Origin of the sequence: Collinsella sp. CLA-AP-H1, assembly GCF_040092945.1 — a bacterium.
In the GTDB taxonomy this organism is placed as follows: domain Bacteria; phylum Actinomycetota; class Coriobacteriia; order Coriobacteriales; family Coriobacteriaceae; genus Collinsella.
In genome coordinates this window covers 110,114-124,514 of the sequence record NZ_JBBNKO010000006.1, presented here as the reverse complement: position 1 = coordinate 124,514, position 14,401 = coordinate 110,114, and the positions used below count along the sequence as shown (strand labels likewise).

Annotated in this window: 6 protein-coding genes; all 6 read right to left on the bottom strand. The window is 59.9% G+C overall.

Annotated features, from left to right (window positions below):
• Window positions 1-499: 499 nt before the first annotated feature.
• The 6 genes from AAAV44_RS05205 to AAAV44_RS05180 all read right to left on the bottom strand — a co-directional run bounded on the left by AAAV44_RS05205 (window position 500) and on the right by AAAV44_RS05180 (window position 14,152).
• A complete protein-coding gene (locus AAAV44_RS05205; protein WP_349114873.1) occupies window positions 500-7,810 on the bottom strand; it encodes an FctA domain-containing protein in 7,311 nt (2,436 codons plus the stop codon).
• Window positions 7,811-8,516: 706 nt separating this feature from the next.
• Complete coding sequence (locus AAAV44_RS05200) at window positions 8,517-8,858, bottom strand: 4Fe-4S dicluster domain-containing protein (RefSeq protein WP_349114872.1); 342 nt, start codon at window positions 8,856-8,858, stop codon at window positions 8,517-8,519.
• Between the two features lie 7 nt (window positions 8,859-8,865).
• Window positions 8,866-9,954 carry a nickel-dependent hydrogenase large subunit gene (locus AAAV44_RS05195; RefSeq protein ID WP_349114871.1) on the bottom strand — a complete coding sequence of 363 codons (1,089 nt, stop codon included), beginning with the start codon at window positions 9,952-9,954 and terminating at the stop codon, window positions 8,866-8,868.
• Between the two features lie 5 nt (window positions 9,955-9,959).
• The gene (locus AAAV44_RS05190; protein WP_349114870.1) at window positions 9,960-10,661 is read right to left on the bottom strand and encodes an NADH-quinone oxidoreductase subunit C; all 702 of its coding nucleotides are present in this window, start codon (window positions 10,659-10,661) and stop codon (window positions 9,960-9,962) included.
• Window positions 10,661-11,257, bottom strand: coding sequence for an NADH-quinone oxidoreductase subunit NuoB (nuoB, locus tag AAAV44_RS05185; protein WP_349114869.1), 597 nt, complete (start codon window positions 11,255-11,257; stop codon window positions 10,661-10,663). Before nuoB ends, AAAV44_RS05190 begins: the two co-directional genes overlap by 1 nt.
• Window positions 11,258-11,269: 12 nt before the next feature.
• Window positions 11,270-14,152 carry a proton-conducting transporter membrane subunit gene (locus tag AAAV44_RS05180; protein WP_349114868.1) on the bottom strand — a complete coding sequence of 961 codons (2,883 nt, stop codon included), beginning with the start codon at window positions 14,150-14,152 and terminating at the stop codon, window positions 11,270-11,272.
• Between the last annotated feature and the right edge of the window lie 249 nt (window positions 14,153-14,401).

Here is a 14,401-nt window from a genome sequence, read left to right as displayed (position 1 = left end):
ACGGCAAATTGCGCACTTACAAAACCGCAGGTAGAACACTTGCGATATTTGCAAAAATGCGGGTGTGGTCAGGAGTCTCGGATTCATCGTAGTAAACCGGCATAGTTTTGTTCGGGCGGCCCTGCACGAGTGTCTCCGCCAGCCTCGCGGGACCAAAATGAGCCGTTTTCCTCCGTCCCCAATGGATCAGCCGAAACCGCCCGCCACGAAATCGGCCCATCTACTACGTTTGACTCGATACCCCTGACCATACCTTCGTTTTGAACAAAACCGCAGGCGTTCTACCTGCGGTTTTGTTTTTGCGCTTTTCGGCATGGTTGGGGGTAAGGGGCTAAACGTAGTAGATGGGCCGGTTTCGTGGCGCGCCCTCCTCCCCAACGCACAAAAGCGCCACCACGGAGGAGGGAGATGCCTCCGTGGCGGCTGGGGGTAGGAGTAGGTCGGGATTTAGCCCTGCCGGCCGCCCGGGGCCTTTTGGCCCCGGGCGCTGTCGACGTGCCTAGCGCTTACGGATACCCCAGACCAGGGCTCCGACGCCGGCCATGGCGATGACAAATGTCATAAGCAGAGCGGCGGCCTGCTGGTCACCCGTGGTGGGCAGGAAACCCTTGACCGTCTTGACGATATTCGTCACGGTCTTGGGCGTGCCGGGATCGGGCGTCGGCACGGGCGTCTCGGGCTTCTTGTACGTGTTGTTGAACACGATACCCTCGACGCTCTTGTCGCCCTTGGCAAAGGCGACGCTTGCCTTGAGGCTGCCCTCGCCGTCATCGACCACGTTGACGGTCGCGGTAAAGACGGACTTGTCATAAGTCATACCGGTCTCGTCGCCCTTGACCTCGCTGATGGTGTAGACGTACGTTCCGGGCTCGTCGTACTCGAACTTGTCGAAGTTGATCTTGCCGTCGGCATCGTTGGTGACGGTGGACTCGATGCCCTCGCCAACGAACTTAAAGCTGAACTCGTCCTTCTTGAGCTCGCGTCCCTCGAGCACCTTGATGGCGCCGATGGAGACTTGGGTGGGCATGGCGTGATACTTGTTGGTAAAACCAGCCGACTCGGTGGTTCCCTCGAGCTTGTGCGTCACGGCCAGCGTGCCATCGCCGTTGTCAGAGACGGTGGCCACGACGGTGTAGGTCGTACCGTCATAGGTGACGCCCTTGTACAGGCCGAGCGCATTGGGGCAAGCCTCGCGCAGCGTGTACGTGTGCGTGCCGGGCGCCTCGTAGCGGATCGGGCTCAGTGTCACAGTGCCGTTGGCGTCGTTGGTGCCGCTTGCGACAACCACGTCGTCCTCGAGCAGATCGAACGTGAACTCGCCGACTGCAAGGTCGCGTCCGGTCAGACGCTTGACCGTCTTGACCTGATCGGTCACGGACGAATCGGTAGGCGTTACGCTGTAGGTGTTGGTGAACGTGAAGGCAGCACCGTCGTCGCCTTCGCGCTTGACGCTCAGATGTCCGGCGCCGTCGTCAGTCACGGTATAGGAAACCTTGCGCGTGGCGTTGGCATCGTTGGTCACGCCAGGGGCGCTGCCGGTCTCGGTCACCGTATAGGCAAAGGTGTGCGAGCGCGGAGCGGTGGGGGCCGCAGGCTCGGACTCGTCGACATTGGCGTCAGCGGCGGGGTCGGCCTCTTCAGCCTCTGCCTCGTCGGCCTCGGCCTCGTCAGCTTCGTCCGCCTCGGCCTTATCGGTCGCATCGTCCGTCACGCCCAGAGCGCGGTTGAGGTCCTCGAGCGTAAAGTGGATCTTGCCAAAGTCCACGTTACCGGCTGCGTCGTTGGTTACGGTCGTGCGCTCGGGCATCGGGGCACCTGCCTCGTCGGCGGTCACGGTAAAGGTGAACTTACCCGTGATGTCGGCCGGGGTCAGGCCCTCGGCAACCTGGAGCTTCTTAGTACCGGTGAGCGCGGCATCCACGGCGTCGGCGCCGTAGACGTTCTCGAACAAGGGCTCGACGCCGCCGTAGTCGACCGTCGCCGTCAGGGTACCGTCACCGTTGTCGACGACGATAACCTTAAAGCCAAAGCTCCACGTTGTAGCGGAAACGCCATTCGGCAGCCCGAATAAATCTTCGTAGGCCGTGTAGTTAATGGTCCAGGCAAGCTTGCCGTCCTTATCGGTACGATAAGCAAGCCCAGCAGCCTCAAGATTAGCAAGCATCTTGGTGTCGTAGTGCAGCGTATCAAAGCTCACGTGCCCGCCGATATTGGGCTTGAGGTTTTCGTATGCCACAAGCTCACCCTGATAGGCGATGCCGAACCAGAACTCGCCGTCGGCCATCGGGCGACCGGTCAGAGTCTTGGTGGCAACGACCTGAGCAGCGGTGCCACCAGGCGTGTTGGTCGTAGCGCTGTAACTGTTGTGGAACGGCACCAGGGCCTTCTCGACCTTGTTCTCGCCACTCTTGTGGACCGTCTCATGCGTGCCCTCGGGACCACCGGAAACGGTCGTCGTAGCAGTGAGCGTACCGGCGGTGTCGTCGACGATGGCGATCGTCACCGTGCGTACGGCGTCATCGTAGGTGTAACCGGGCTGGCCGTCGTTCTTTTCGGCCACGGTGTACTTGAAGGTCTTGCCGGCGTCAGCTTGCGTAAATTTAACCTCATGACCAGCCAGAATGTCGATCAGTCCGACCGTTCCCTCTATCGTTGCGGGGGACTCGAAGTTGTTGGCCCCGGGCAGCAGGCCAAGTGCGCTAGCCGAATCATCGTCGGCGGGCGTCACGGTAAAGGTGAATTGACCCTCGGTCATGGGACGTCCGCAGAGGGTCTTGCTGAGCTTGAGGCCGCCGGCCGCGGCGTAATCGAGCTCAGTGCGGTACATGTTGGTAAAGCGTCCGTTTTCCTTCTTGGTGACGTTTGCGGTCAGGTTGCCCTCGCTGCCCTCGGTCACGGTCACTTCGGCGGTCGCGACGTGGGAGTCATACGTCATGCCAACCGTATTACCCGCGTTCTCGCGGATCTCGTACTTGTAGGTTCCGGCAGCCGTGTAGCGAATCTTGCCGAACTTGATGGCGGCAATGCCGTCCTTCGCGTCGTGCTTGCTCACGGTTACGGTCGCAGGATCGGGTAGCGGGGCGCCATCGGGGGCGGTAATGGTAAAGCTGAACTTGTCCGCATCCGTCCAGTCGCGGCCGTTAATGGCCTTGCTCAGGTCAAAGTCGAGCTCTGCGTTGATCGGGGTCACACTGTAGGAGTTCTTGAACTCGGCGGGCTCGTCGCCCTTCAGGACGTGCTCGGCCTTGAGCGTACCGTCGCCGTTGTCCGTGATGGTGGTCTCGATGATGTACTTGGCGTCACTGTAGGTGATGCCCTTGCTGGTGGTTCCGCCCTTGACCTCGCGCAGCGTGTAGGTGTGCTTGCCGGGCTTGTCGTACTTCACGGCGCTCTTCGTGATCGTGCCATCGGCGGCGTTAGTGCCGGTAGCGATGATCTTAGCGTCCTCACCCTCACCCTCGACGAGCTCAAAGGAGAACTCGTCGGCAGCAAGCTCGCGCCCGGTCAGAACCTTGGTCGCGGTGATCTGGTCGGTGACGCTGGACTCGCCAGGATTCGGCTTGTAGCTGTTGCTGAACTTCGCCTCGTCGTCGCCCTTCAGCTCATGCTTTGCCACGAGCTCGCCCCTACCGTTGTCGGTGATGGTCGTCTCGATGGTGTAGGTCTTACCGTCGTAAGTGATGCCGTTGCCGGCGTCGCTCGGGACCTCGCGCAGCGTGTAGGCGTGCTTGCCAGCAGCAGTGTACTCGATGGGGCTCATCGTGATCTTGCCGTCGGCGGCGTTGGTGCCGGTGGCGACGACCTCGTCGCCCTCGACGAGCTCGAAGGAGAACTCGCCTTCCTTGAGGTCGCGGCCAGTCAGGGACTTGGTCGCCTTAATCTGATCAGTGACGCTGGAGCTCTTGGGGGTCACCGTGTAGGTGTTCTCGAAGATCGCCTCGTCGGCGTTCTGCAGCTTGTGCTCCACGCTGAGGGTGCCGTCGCCGTTGTCCTTGACGATGGTCACGATAGTGTACTCGGCGGTGCTGTAGGTAATGCCGTTTTCGGTGGTGCTGGCCTTGGTCTCGCGCAGCGTGTAGGTGTGCTCGCCAGCCGCGGCGTAGGTGACGGAATCCATCACGATCTTGCCGTCGGCATTGTTGGTGCCGGTGGAGACCACGCTATTGCCCTCGACGAGCTCGAAACGGAACTCGCCGGCCTTGAGGTCGCGCCCGTCCAGGGACTTGGCCGCGGTAATCTGGTCAGTGACGCTGGACTCCTTGGAGCCAGGCTTATAGGAGTTGCTGAACTTCGCCTCGTCGGCGTCCTTCAGGACATGCTTCGCCTCGAGCGTGCCGTCGCCGTTGTCCGTGATGGTGGTCTGGATAGTGAACTCGGCATCGCTGTAAGTGATACCGCCGGCGTTGCCCTTGACCTCGCGCAGCATGTAGGTGTGCTTGCCAGCCTCGGTGTACTTCACGGCGCCCATCGTGATCTTGCCGTCGGCAGCGTTGGTGCCGGTGGCGACGACATCGTTACCCTCGACGAGCTCGAAGGAGAACTCGCCCTCCCTGAGGTCGCGCCCGGTCAGAACCTTTTTCGCGGTGATCTGGTCGGTGACGCTGGAGTCCGTAGGCGTCAGGTTGTAGGAGTTCTTAAACTCGGCGGGCTCGTCGCCCTTCAGGACGTGCTCGGCCTTGAGCGTACCGTCGCCGTTGTCCGTGATGGTGGTCTCGATGGTGAACTTGGCGTCGCTGTAGGTGATACCGCCGGCGTTACCCTTGACCTCGCGCAGCGTGTAGGTGTGCTTGCCGGGCTCGTTGTAGGTGATCTCGCTCATCGTGATCTTGCCGTCGGCGGCGTTCTTGCCGTTGGCGACGACCTCGGCGCCCTCGCCCTCGCCCTCGACGAGCTCGAAGGAAAACTCGCCGGCCTTGAGGTCGCGGCCGGCCAGGGACTTGGTCGCCTTGATCTTGTCGGTAACGCTGGAGCTCTCGGGGGTCACGTTGTAGGAGTTCTTGAACTCAATCTTCTTAACGTCCTCGGCACCCTGCAGCTTATGCGTAGCCACCAGCTGGCCCTTGCCGTCATCGCTGACGGTCGTCACGATGGTGTAGACGGTTTCGTCGTAAGTGATACCGCCGTCGTTACCCTTGACCTCGCACAGCGTGTAGGTGTGCTGACCGATATCGGCGTACTTGATGGGGCTGAACGTAACGTTGCCGTTGGCGTCATTCTTGACGGTCTCGATAAGCTCAGAGTCCTCACCCTTGATCTCGCGCAGCTCAAAGCTGAACTCGCCGGCCTTGAGGTCGCGGCCGGTCAGGACCTTGGTCGCCTTGATCTTGTCGGTGACGCTGGACTCAACAGGATTTGTAGCGTAGGTGTTCTTGAACTCGCGCTCGCCCGAGATCTTTTCAACGTCAGCCTTAAGCCCACCCGTGGCCTTAACCGTCACGGTCACTTTGAACGTGGCAACGTTATCGCTGTAGGTGATGCCACCGGCGTCGCCTTTGACCTCGCGGACCTCATAGGTGTACTCGCCCGGCTTGTTGAAGGTGATCTCGCCGAAGTCAATGGCAGCCTTGCCCTTGCCGTCCGGGTCGGGTTTGTGCACGGTCGTGTCCGTGGATGCAGGCATCGGAGCGTCATTCTTGGGCGTCGCGGAGAGCTCAAACTTAAACTCGTCCGCATCCGTCCAGCTGCGGCCCTCGAGCACCTTGGTCAGGCCAAAGCTGGCCTTGGTATCCACCGTTGTCGGCGTCACGTTAAAGCTGATCTTGCCGTTGTTGCCCAGGTAGGAATTGACATGCGTCGCGGTCGCCTTGGCGGACACGTTGTTCCACTTGGGATTGAGAACGTCAGTCGCGGTACCAGTGTTGTTGCCTCCCACACTCTCCTTGGTGGTGTGGAGCTCGTCGATAAAGGCTAGGCGCGCGGTTCCCACGCTAAACGAAAGGTTGCCGTCCTCGTCAGCAACAATAGCGCCGTCAAACTTCGCAGCGTCGCCGCCGATAAACTCGATGACGGCAGAGGCGGGCTTGGCCTCGCCGTTTTCGCCCTGCTCCTCAAACTCATCCTTGTAGTAATAGGTGCCGGTATCTGCCAGCGAATTCTTTGCAGGCTGCGTGCAGTCCTTGTCCGTGTAAATAGGGGTCTGTTTCTGGAAGTAGTAGTAGCGGTTGGTGTCGGCCGGCTCGAAGGTCGCAACCGTATTGCCCAGATCGCCGGCAGCCCACTTGTTCGCGTAGAAATTCACGGTCTTGGCGCCGTTGGCAACGGTCGTATTGTTCTCGATGTAATCCTTGAGCCCCGTTACCTTCTCGGGCGTAAACAGGTTGTCGAGCGCAGTGCTCTTCACGCTCGAGGTGTACTTCACGCGGATAGGCTGAGCGCTGTCGACCGAAAGCTTACCGTCTACGGTCTTAAAGTGACTCAGCGGAATCAACGACGCAGGAATATTGACCGTTACGATATCGCCCTTCTGGGGATTGTCATCGCCGGCGCGCTGCACGGTGATGAGCAGGTCTTTTGCCTTGCCGGCAAACTCGTAGGTGTCGGTATTGGTCTCTTTGTTGACCGTCTTGCTCGCCTTGGTAAACGGCGTGCCGTTGATGACGACCTCGGTGAAGCTGTCGACCTGCATAAAGTCGCCCAGCTCGTCGGTAAACGTGATGTAGCCGGACTTGGTCTCGTCGTAGCCCTTATGGATTTCGGTCGGATAAGGCGCCTCCGATGTGATGGCCTGCGAGATATCGTCGAAAACCTTCTTGAGCTCTTCGGCATTGGTCGCTGACTTGTAGTAGTCGGAGTTTTCCGCGCGTGCACCATGAGCATCCCATGCCGTGGCATTGGGGTAGTTGCTCGAAACGGCCTGCATGAACTTGTTCTCTTTTTGGCTTTTTCCCGAATCCTGGATACCAGCACTGGGGTTCGCGCCATCAAAGATGCCGATGGTATAAACGGTGGCCTTGCCGTCCTTCATATTCTTAGCAGCTGTCACGGCAGCGTTGGCGACACCCGCATCGAATTTATTTTGCTTTGTTGGCGTACCGTCGGTAAAGAACACAATAATCTTCTTGGCGTCTTTGCGGCCATAAGTGGTAGTGATTTTCTCGGCCAGCTCTAGGCCATAGTCGGCGCGCGTGGCGCCGGCAGGCTGAATTTTATTAATTGTATTCTTCTTGAGATCATCCGCATTGCTGCCGGAACAGTAGGTCAATTCTTTCATAACCTGGGTGTAATTGTAGGAGTACCCTCCGTCGCGATACATATTGTTGCCGATATCGTTGGACTTCTTGCCCGCAAACTTAACAATGGCAACCCTATGCTGCCTATCGACGCCCTCGATGCTCTCATTTTGTTTTGCGATGGTATCGATAAAGCTGTTCGCAGCACTCTTCAGCGCATCGATACGCTTGGTGCGATCTCCGCCACCCATAGGATCATCCATCGAGCCAGATGCATCCAGCACCATCACGATGTCGAGCGGCGTAGTAACCGTCACGGTTGAATTAGACGTCGAGGACATGGCCGAAAGCGTGGTCAGAAAATCCGACTCTTCGTTTTCCTCAGTTGCCTCGACCGTCTTGTCGGTCCAGATTCGGCCGACGTTTTGAGTCGTTACTTTATTACCGTTGTGACCGGCCGCCCAGATTTCCCAGCGTCCGCTGGTGTCGGGATCGACGACGACCTTTCCGCTCATTGTCGGTCCGTCCATTCCTGTGCTGGACCTGGCGTTGGCCTCGGGCAGCATGGCAAATGCTGCAGCCGGCAATACCAGCACTACGGCCAGTATCACCGCCAAGAGACCCCTCGTGTACTTACCCATCGCGTCTCCCTTCTCGCAGGCTCAGACCTTGCATCAGCCTAAAGTTACGGAATGAGACACAATTAGGGCAGGTGACACATGTTCCAGATTCGGTTTTGAGCGTGAGACAAATGTCTCACCAAAGTTGAGACACGGCGTTTTCGCAGGAAAACGGGTGCGACTCGGAGCCATCAGGCAAAAATGATCCGTTTTCCTCCGCCTCCGGGGGATCAATTAGTGGTGCTCGCCACGAAACTGGCCCATCTGCTACGTTTGACCCGATGCTCCCGACCACAACCGCGTTCCATGAAAAACTGCAGGCGTTCTACCTGCGGTTTTCTTTTCGCGTTTTTCGCCGTGGTTGAGGATGGCGGCTCAAACGTAGTAGATGGGCACATTTCGTGGCAGACGGGTCACGCGACAGCCCTCGTAAGGCCAAAATGATCCGTTTCCCTCTGTCCATGGGAGATCAAGGGCTGTTACGGATATGATGCCATTTCGAAACTATGCCGGATTACGGGGCTAAAGTCGGAGTCCTCATCCATACAGCTTTTTTTGAAAAACGGCAAGCAGTCTACCTGCGGTTTTGTTTTTGGGATTTTCTGTATGGTCGGAGGTTCGCTATCCAGCCCCGTAATCCGGCATAGTTTTGTTCGCGACGGCACAACCGCGCGTTTAAGCGCGGGGCCGGTGGGGCATTTTTGCCCCACCGGCCCCTATTCCAGCGCTATTCCGGCTTGGTTTCTACTGTGGGAGTCTTGTCCGCTGCGACTGGGGTGCGGGCGGTGTCCATAGTCAGGCAGTGCTTGGGGCAGCTCTCGATGCACTCGCCACACACCACGCAAGCATACGGGTCAATCGACCACGTTCCGCCCTTGCGATCGACCGCGAGCGCGCCCGCCGGGCAGCGGCGCGCGCACATGCCGCAGCAGATGCACACGTCCATGTCGTTGACGATATGCCCGCGCAAGCGCTCGGGTGCCGTCAGCTTCTCCTGCGGATAGCGCACCGTGACCGGCTGCTTGACCATAGAAACTAAGGCCGTCTTGGCAAATGTCAGCAAACTCATGCCGCGCCTACCTTTCCGTGCAGCTAATGCAGGGGTCGATGGTCAGGATAATCATGGGCACGTTGGCAAGGAGCACGCCCTGCAGCGCATGCGTCAGACCCGCCAGGTTTTGCGACGTCGGCGTTCGCACGCGAAAACGGTCCAGGTTCTTGGTGCCGTTACCGCGCACATAGTAATACGCCTCGCCGCGCGGCTGCTCAATCACAACCTCGCCGCGCGCACCGTCGGCCGGCGTGAGCTTGGTGCGCCCGCCGATACCGTCGTGCGGAATCTTGCCCACAAGCTCCTTGATAATGTCCATGGCCTGCGTGACCTCGGCGCAACGCACCTGGCAGCGGGCATAGCAGTCGCCGTCGGTGGCAACAATGGGCTCAAACGCGGCCAGGTCCGCATAGGCGCCGTCGCCAAACATGCGCACGTCGTAATCCACGCCCGAGGCGCGCCCAAACGGGCCGACCATCGACAGATCCAGCGCATCTTTCTTGCTGATCACGCCCACGCCATGCAGGCGCTCGCCGCAGCTGTTGTCGTCCAAAAACGTATGCACCAGGGCCTCGTAGTCAGGACGCATGGCATCGAGCGTCTGGACAATGCCCGCCAGCTCGGAGTCCTCGATATCGTGCTTAAGGCCGCCGATCTCGTTAATCGACAGAATCACGCGCCCGCCGCAAGTGCTCTCAAAAATCTTGAGTATCTGCTCGCGCAGGGTCCATGACCGATAGAACAGCGCCTCGAAGCCAAAGGCGTCGGCGAGCAGACCCAGCCACAGCAGATGCGAGTGAATGCGCGAAAGCTCGTGCAGAATGGTGCGGATATACTGCACGCGACCAGGCACCTCGATGCCGAGCATGCGCTCGCAGGCGCTGGCATAGCCGCAGCTGTGGCCCACGGCGCAGATGCCGCAGATGCGCTCGGCGATGTAGCCAAACTGATGCATGTCGCGCTTTTCGGTGAGCTTCTCGAGCCCGCGGTGCACAAAGCCGATCTGAGGAATTGCCTCGATGACGCGGTCATCCTCGATCACCAGGTCCAGATGAAGCGGCTCGGGCAGCACCGGGTGCTGCGGGCCAAACGGAATAACGGAGCGATGTGCCATGGACCTTACGCCTCCTTTTTCTGCTTGTCGCGGGCGGCCTTGGCGGCAAGCGCCGCACGGACCTTGGCCGCTTTCTCGGGATCCATGGCGGCGAGCTTTGCTTCCATCTCGGCAGCCTTGAGCGCGGCCTTTGCAGCGGCCTCATCGTGCTGAGCATCGGAGCCGGCAGCCGCAGTGGGCTGAGCAGCGGCACCCGCGGCATCGCCAGCGCCCGTGGCGCCCTCCCCCGCAGCGGCCTTCTCGGCAGCGGCCTTGCGCGCCTTGGCCTCGGCAGCCGCGCGGACCTTCATGGCCTTCTCGCGCGCGGCCTTCACCTCGGGCGTAATAACGCTCATGGGTTCAGCGGTCGAGACCTGGTAGAAAAAGCCCTTAAAGTCGATCTGCATGTCGGTGATGACAAGCCCGAACAGGTCGTGTGCCTCATTTTCAAACGGGAACACCGCCGGATAGTACGAGCTGATGGACGGAATCTCCTGGTACCGATCAATTCCCTCAACCACCAGGTTCTCGATCGCATAGCTGCCGTCCTGCGCAATATGCTCCTGAGCAGCACGAACGTTGATAAACGTATAGACCAAGCGATACGTGCCGTCGTCGACGTTGCGCTCGGCGTGCATTTGCACAAAGCGCGCGCCGACGCCCTTAAGCGCCTGGACATGCGACAGAAGCTCGTCAATCCCGACGGTGGTATAGATTGCCTTTTGCATTACTCGGCCTCCCTTGCAGCGGCGGGCGTCTCAGCAGGCGCGTCGCCAGCGGCTGGCGCGTCACCGACACCGTCAGCCCCGGCCCCCGCAGCCACAAACCCGTCCTCGCCCAGCTCAACGCCACCGTCCCAGGTTGCGGCGCCGCCCACGGTAAGCGGGTCACCGCCGGCGCGCATCACGGCCTCCTTCTGGTCCAGGATGCCGCACGCCTCAACGATGGCGTCGATCACGGTCTCGGGACGAATGGCGCACCCGGGCGCGTACACGTCCACGGGAATTGCGCGGTCCACGCCACCGATCACGTTATAGGCATCGCGGAACACGCCGCCCGAACACGCGCAGATGCCGCAGGCCACCACGCACTTGGGCTCGAGCATCTGGTTGTAAATCTGGCGCACGACAGGCAGGTTCTGGGCATTGACCGACCCCGTCACCAAAAAGATGTCCGCATGCTTGGGGTTGCCGGTGTTGACCACACCAAAACGCTCCGCATCAAACAGTGGGGTAAGCGAGGCCAGCACCTCGATATCGCAGCCGTTGCAGCTCGAGCCGTCGTAATGAATAACCCACGGCGAGCGCGACATTTTATGATCCATGGATGCCGCCTCCTAAATAAATACGTCGACGAGGATGGGCATAAGGTTGAGCAGGCCAAACACCAGCGCCACGCCCCATCCGAGCCTAAAGCAGCTGCGCCAGGTGCTGCGTGCGAAGGTGTTGTCGATCAGGACCTCGACAAAATACGTCGCGGCCATCACGACCAGGGCTACGACCCAGCTCACCGGGTTGTTCCAAACAAAGAACATGCCCACCCACATCAAAAACAGCACGGTCTCGCACCAGTGCATAAGGGTCATCTTGGCCAGCGTGCCGCCGCTCATCTCGGTGGCGACGCCCTGGACGATCTCCTGATGCGCGTGATGCGAGCACGAAAGGTCAAACGGCGACTTGCGCAGCTTGATGGTAAGCACCGCGAGCAACGCGAGGAAAATGGGTGCGCTGTACACGATGATGGGGGCCGACTGCCCCGTCACGGCGATGGAATCGAAGCTGTCGGTAGCAAGGTACAAGCCCACGCTCATCAGCAGAACGGCGGGCTCGTAACTCATAACCTGCAGCAACTCACGATCGGCGCCGACCTGGGCAAACGGGCTTTGCGTCGAGGCAGACGCCAGCACCACAAAGATCGCGGCGAGCGTCACCATAAAGGAGCACAACATCGTGTTGGAACCCGACACAAAGATGCCGCCGCCCACCACGGTAAAGATGAGCGCGCATGCCATGTAGGTGTCGTCCATGGTGTTTACGCTGGCAGGGGCCTTGCGCAGCAGCTTGGCAACGTCGTAGAAGGGCTGCAGCAGACGCGGACCCACACGACCCTGCATGCGGGCCGAAAGCTTACGGTCAAGGCCGTCAATCAAACCGCCCACAAGCGGCGCAATCAAGGCAAACGCCACGGTGCCTATAAAGATGCCCACGACACCCGAACCTTCGAAATACTTGCCGCGCAGCACCGAGGGCGCGCTCATGGCAAGTCTCTCGGGCCCAATCCACGCGCAACACAGCAGCGCAAACAAGATAATGCTGCAGCACACGACGCTACCCGCGGGGCCAATACGCTTCTCGCCAAGGGCGTCCTCCGAATACCAATTGCGCTTTTCGGCCTTCACCTCGTGTCCCATCGAGCCGCGGAAATGACGATATTTGTCGGTTCCCACACCCGAAAGGTACACGTTGACGTGCGGCTTGTTGCTCACGCGGAATGAAGTCAGCAGCACCACGGCGATAAACGCCACGATAACCACCATCAGATACATGGCGTCCTTGCCGATAACGTACGGCACGCGGCCAAACACCATGGCCAAGTAAGGCGACACCAGACCGCTCGAGATAACCGGAAACGCCACGCAGCACAGAATCAGCAGCGCGGCGATGGTGTTGAGGGCCATCCATTCGGTCTTATGGACATTGACCTCAACGTTTTGAGCCGTGGGGTCGACGCCCGAAAGCTTGGCAAGCCACTTGCCCCAGAAGAAGAACGTCGCGGCCGAGCCAAAGGCAAGCACCATGATCATGAGCACGTTGCCAGTCTGCGCGAACGCCACCAGGGCGCCCCACTTGGAGACGAGCATGCCAAACGGCGCCACAAACATGCCCATGATGCCCAGCATCATCAGACGCGTCAGGTGCGGCATGCGGCTGAACATACCGTCCATGTCCTCGATATTGCGGCTGCCGATATGATGCTCGGCCGTGCCCACGCACAGGAACAGCAGCGACTTTGCCACCGTGTGGAACAGAATCAGAAAGATGGCCGCCCATACGGCCTCGGGCGCGCCGACACCCAGGCAGGCACTGATGAGGCCCAAGTTGGAAATGGTGGAGTACGCGAGCACGCGTTTGGCGTTGCTCTGCGAGATGGCCATGAGGGCAGCAAGCAAAAACGTGATGGCGCCCACACTCGTGACCATAAAGCCGGTTACGGGATAGATAGCATAGAGCGGGCTCAGCTTGACCATTAGGAACACGCCGGCTTTGACCATGGTTGACGAGTGCAGCAGGGCGCTCGTGGGAGTGGGGGCAACCATGGCACCCAACAGCCAAGTGTGGAACGGCATCTGTGCGGCCTTGGTGAGTGCGGCGAGCGACAACAGGATGACCGGCATCACCAGCAGTGCGGATTGCGCGGTGCCGGCGCCGGAAAGCTCGATCATGCCCGAGATGGTCAGCGGCATGCCGTTAACGTGCAGAAACATAAGGCCCGCCAAAAACGCGATGCCGCCCAGCATGTTGAGGATGATCTGGGTAAAGGCGTTCTTGATGGCCTCGGGCGTGCGCGTGTAGCCAATCATAAGGAACGAGCACACGGTGGTGATTTCCCAGCCGCAGAACAGCCACTCAAGGTTGTCGCTCGTCACGATAACGAACATGGCCGAGAGGAACAGGAACATGAGCGCCAGGAACTGCGGGCGACGGTCGGGCGCGGTCTGCCCGCGCAGCGCGGCCTCGTGCTCGTCATGGGCCTGGAAGTCCTTCATATAACCCAAGGCATACACGCAGATTAGGCTGCCGACGATGCCGACGGCGAGCACCATGATCACGCTCATGTAGTCCAGGTAGAGCGGCGTTGCCGTGACGGCTTCGGCCGCGGGCAACGTCATGGCTGCAAAGGCGAGCGAGCCCACCAGCTGGACTATGCCGAGCACCGTGGTGAGCGCGTTCCTATATTTGTACGCGTTGTACAGGATTACGGCGCACAGGATGACGTCGATGACGGAGCTGATGATCGAGAGCACATGCGAGGTGCCGGGGGCAACCTCAAAGCTCTGCGGACCCGTGCCAAAAAACATGACGGCGACTACAACTGTCACCGCCATAATAATGCCGGAACCTATGAGCCCCACCGCATCGCGGGCGCGGTCACCACGCGCGAGCAGCATGCCCAGCGCCGGTACCAGCGGAAACAGGGTAAGGAAATACAGTAGCGTCATACCATCACTCCCCCATGCAAAAACGCTGCAATTGTTTAACGTTATAGCTCAATTGAGGAGTAGCGGCGGCAGGTTTTCGGTCAACTGGGGAGTTTTAGGCGTACGGGGCAAGGAGTCTGTCCGCATTGGAGTAGAGGGGTGACGCTCCCTTACCGCAACGACAGACGCGCGGGCCACTGCGCGCGGTTTATTGACCACGTTGGAGGATGTCCCGATAGGCTCGCGCCGGTCCAAAAAGTTGGCGCGGCA

What these genes read in the sequence shown, in the direction of transcription:
- AAAV44_RS05190 (WP_349114870.1), bottom strand. Translation starts at nt 10,661, where the DNA reads ATGCAAAAGGCAATCTATACCACCGTCGGGATTGACGAGCTTCTGTCG.
- AAAV44_RS05205 (WP_349114873.1), bottom strand. Translation starts at nt 7,810, where the DNA reads ATGGGTAAGTACACGAGGGGTCTCTTGGCGGTGATACTGGCCGTAGTG.
- AAAV44_RS05180 (WP_349114868.1), bottom strand. Translation starts at nt 14,152, where the DNA reads ATGACGCTACTGTATTTCCTTACCCTGTTTCCGCTGGTACCGGCGCTG.
- AAAV44_RS05195 (WP_349114871.1), bottom strand. Translation starts at nt 9,954, where the DNA reads ATGGCACATCGCTCCGTTATTCCGTTTGGCCCGCAGCACCCGGTGCTG.
- AAAV44_RS05200 (WP_349114872.1), bottom strand. Translation starts at nt 8,858, where the DNA reads ATGAGTTTGCTGACATTTGCCAAGACGGCCTTAGTTTCTATGGTCAAG.
- nuoB (WP_349114869.1), bottom strand. Translation starts at nt 11,257, where the DNA reads ATGGATCATAAAATGTCGCGCTCGCCGTGGGTTATTCATTACGACGGC.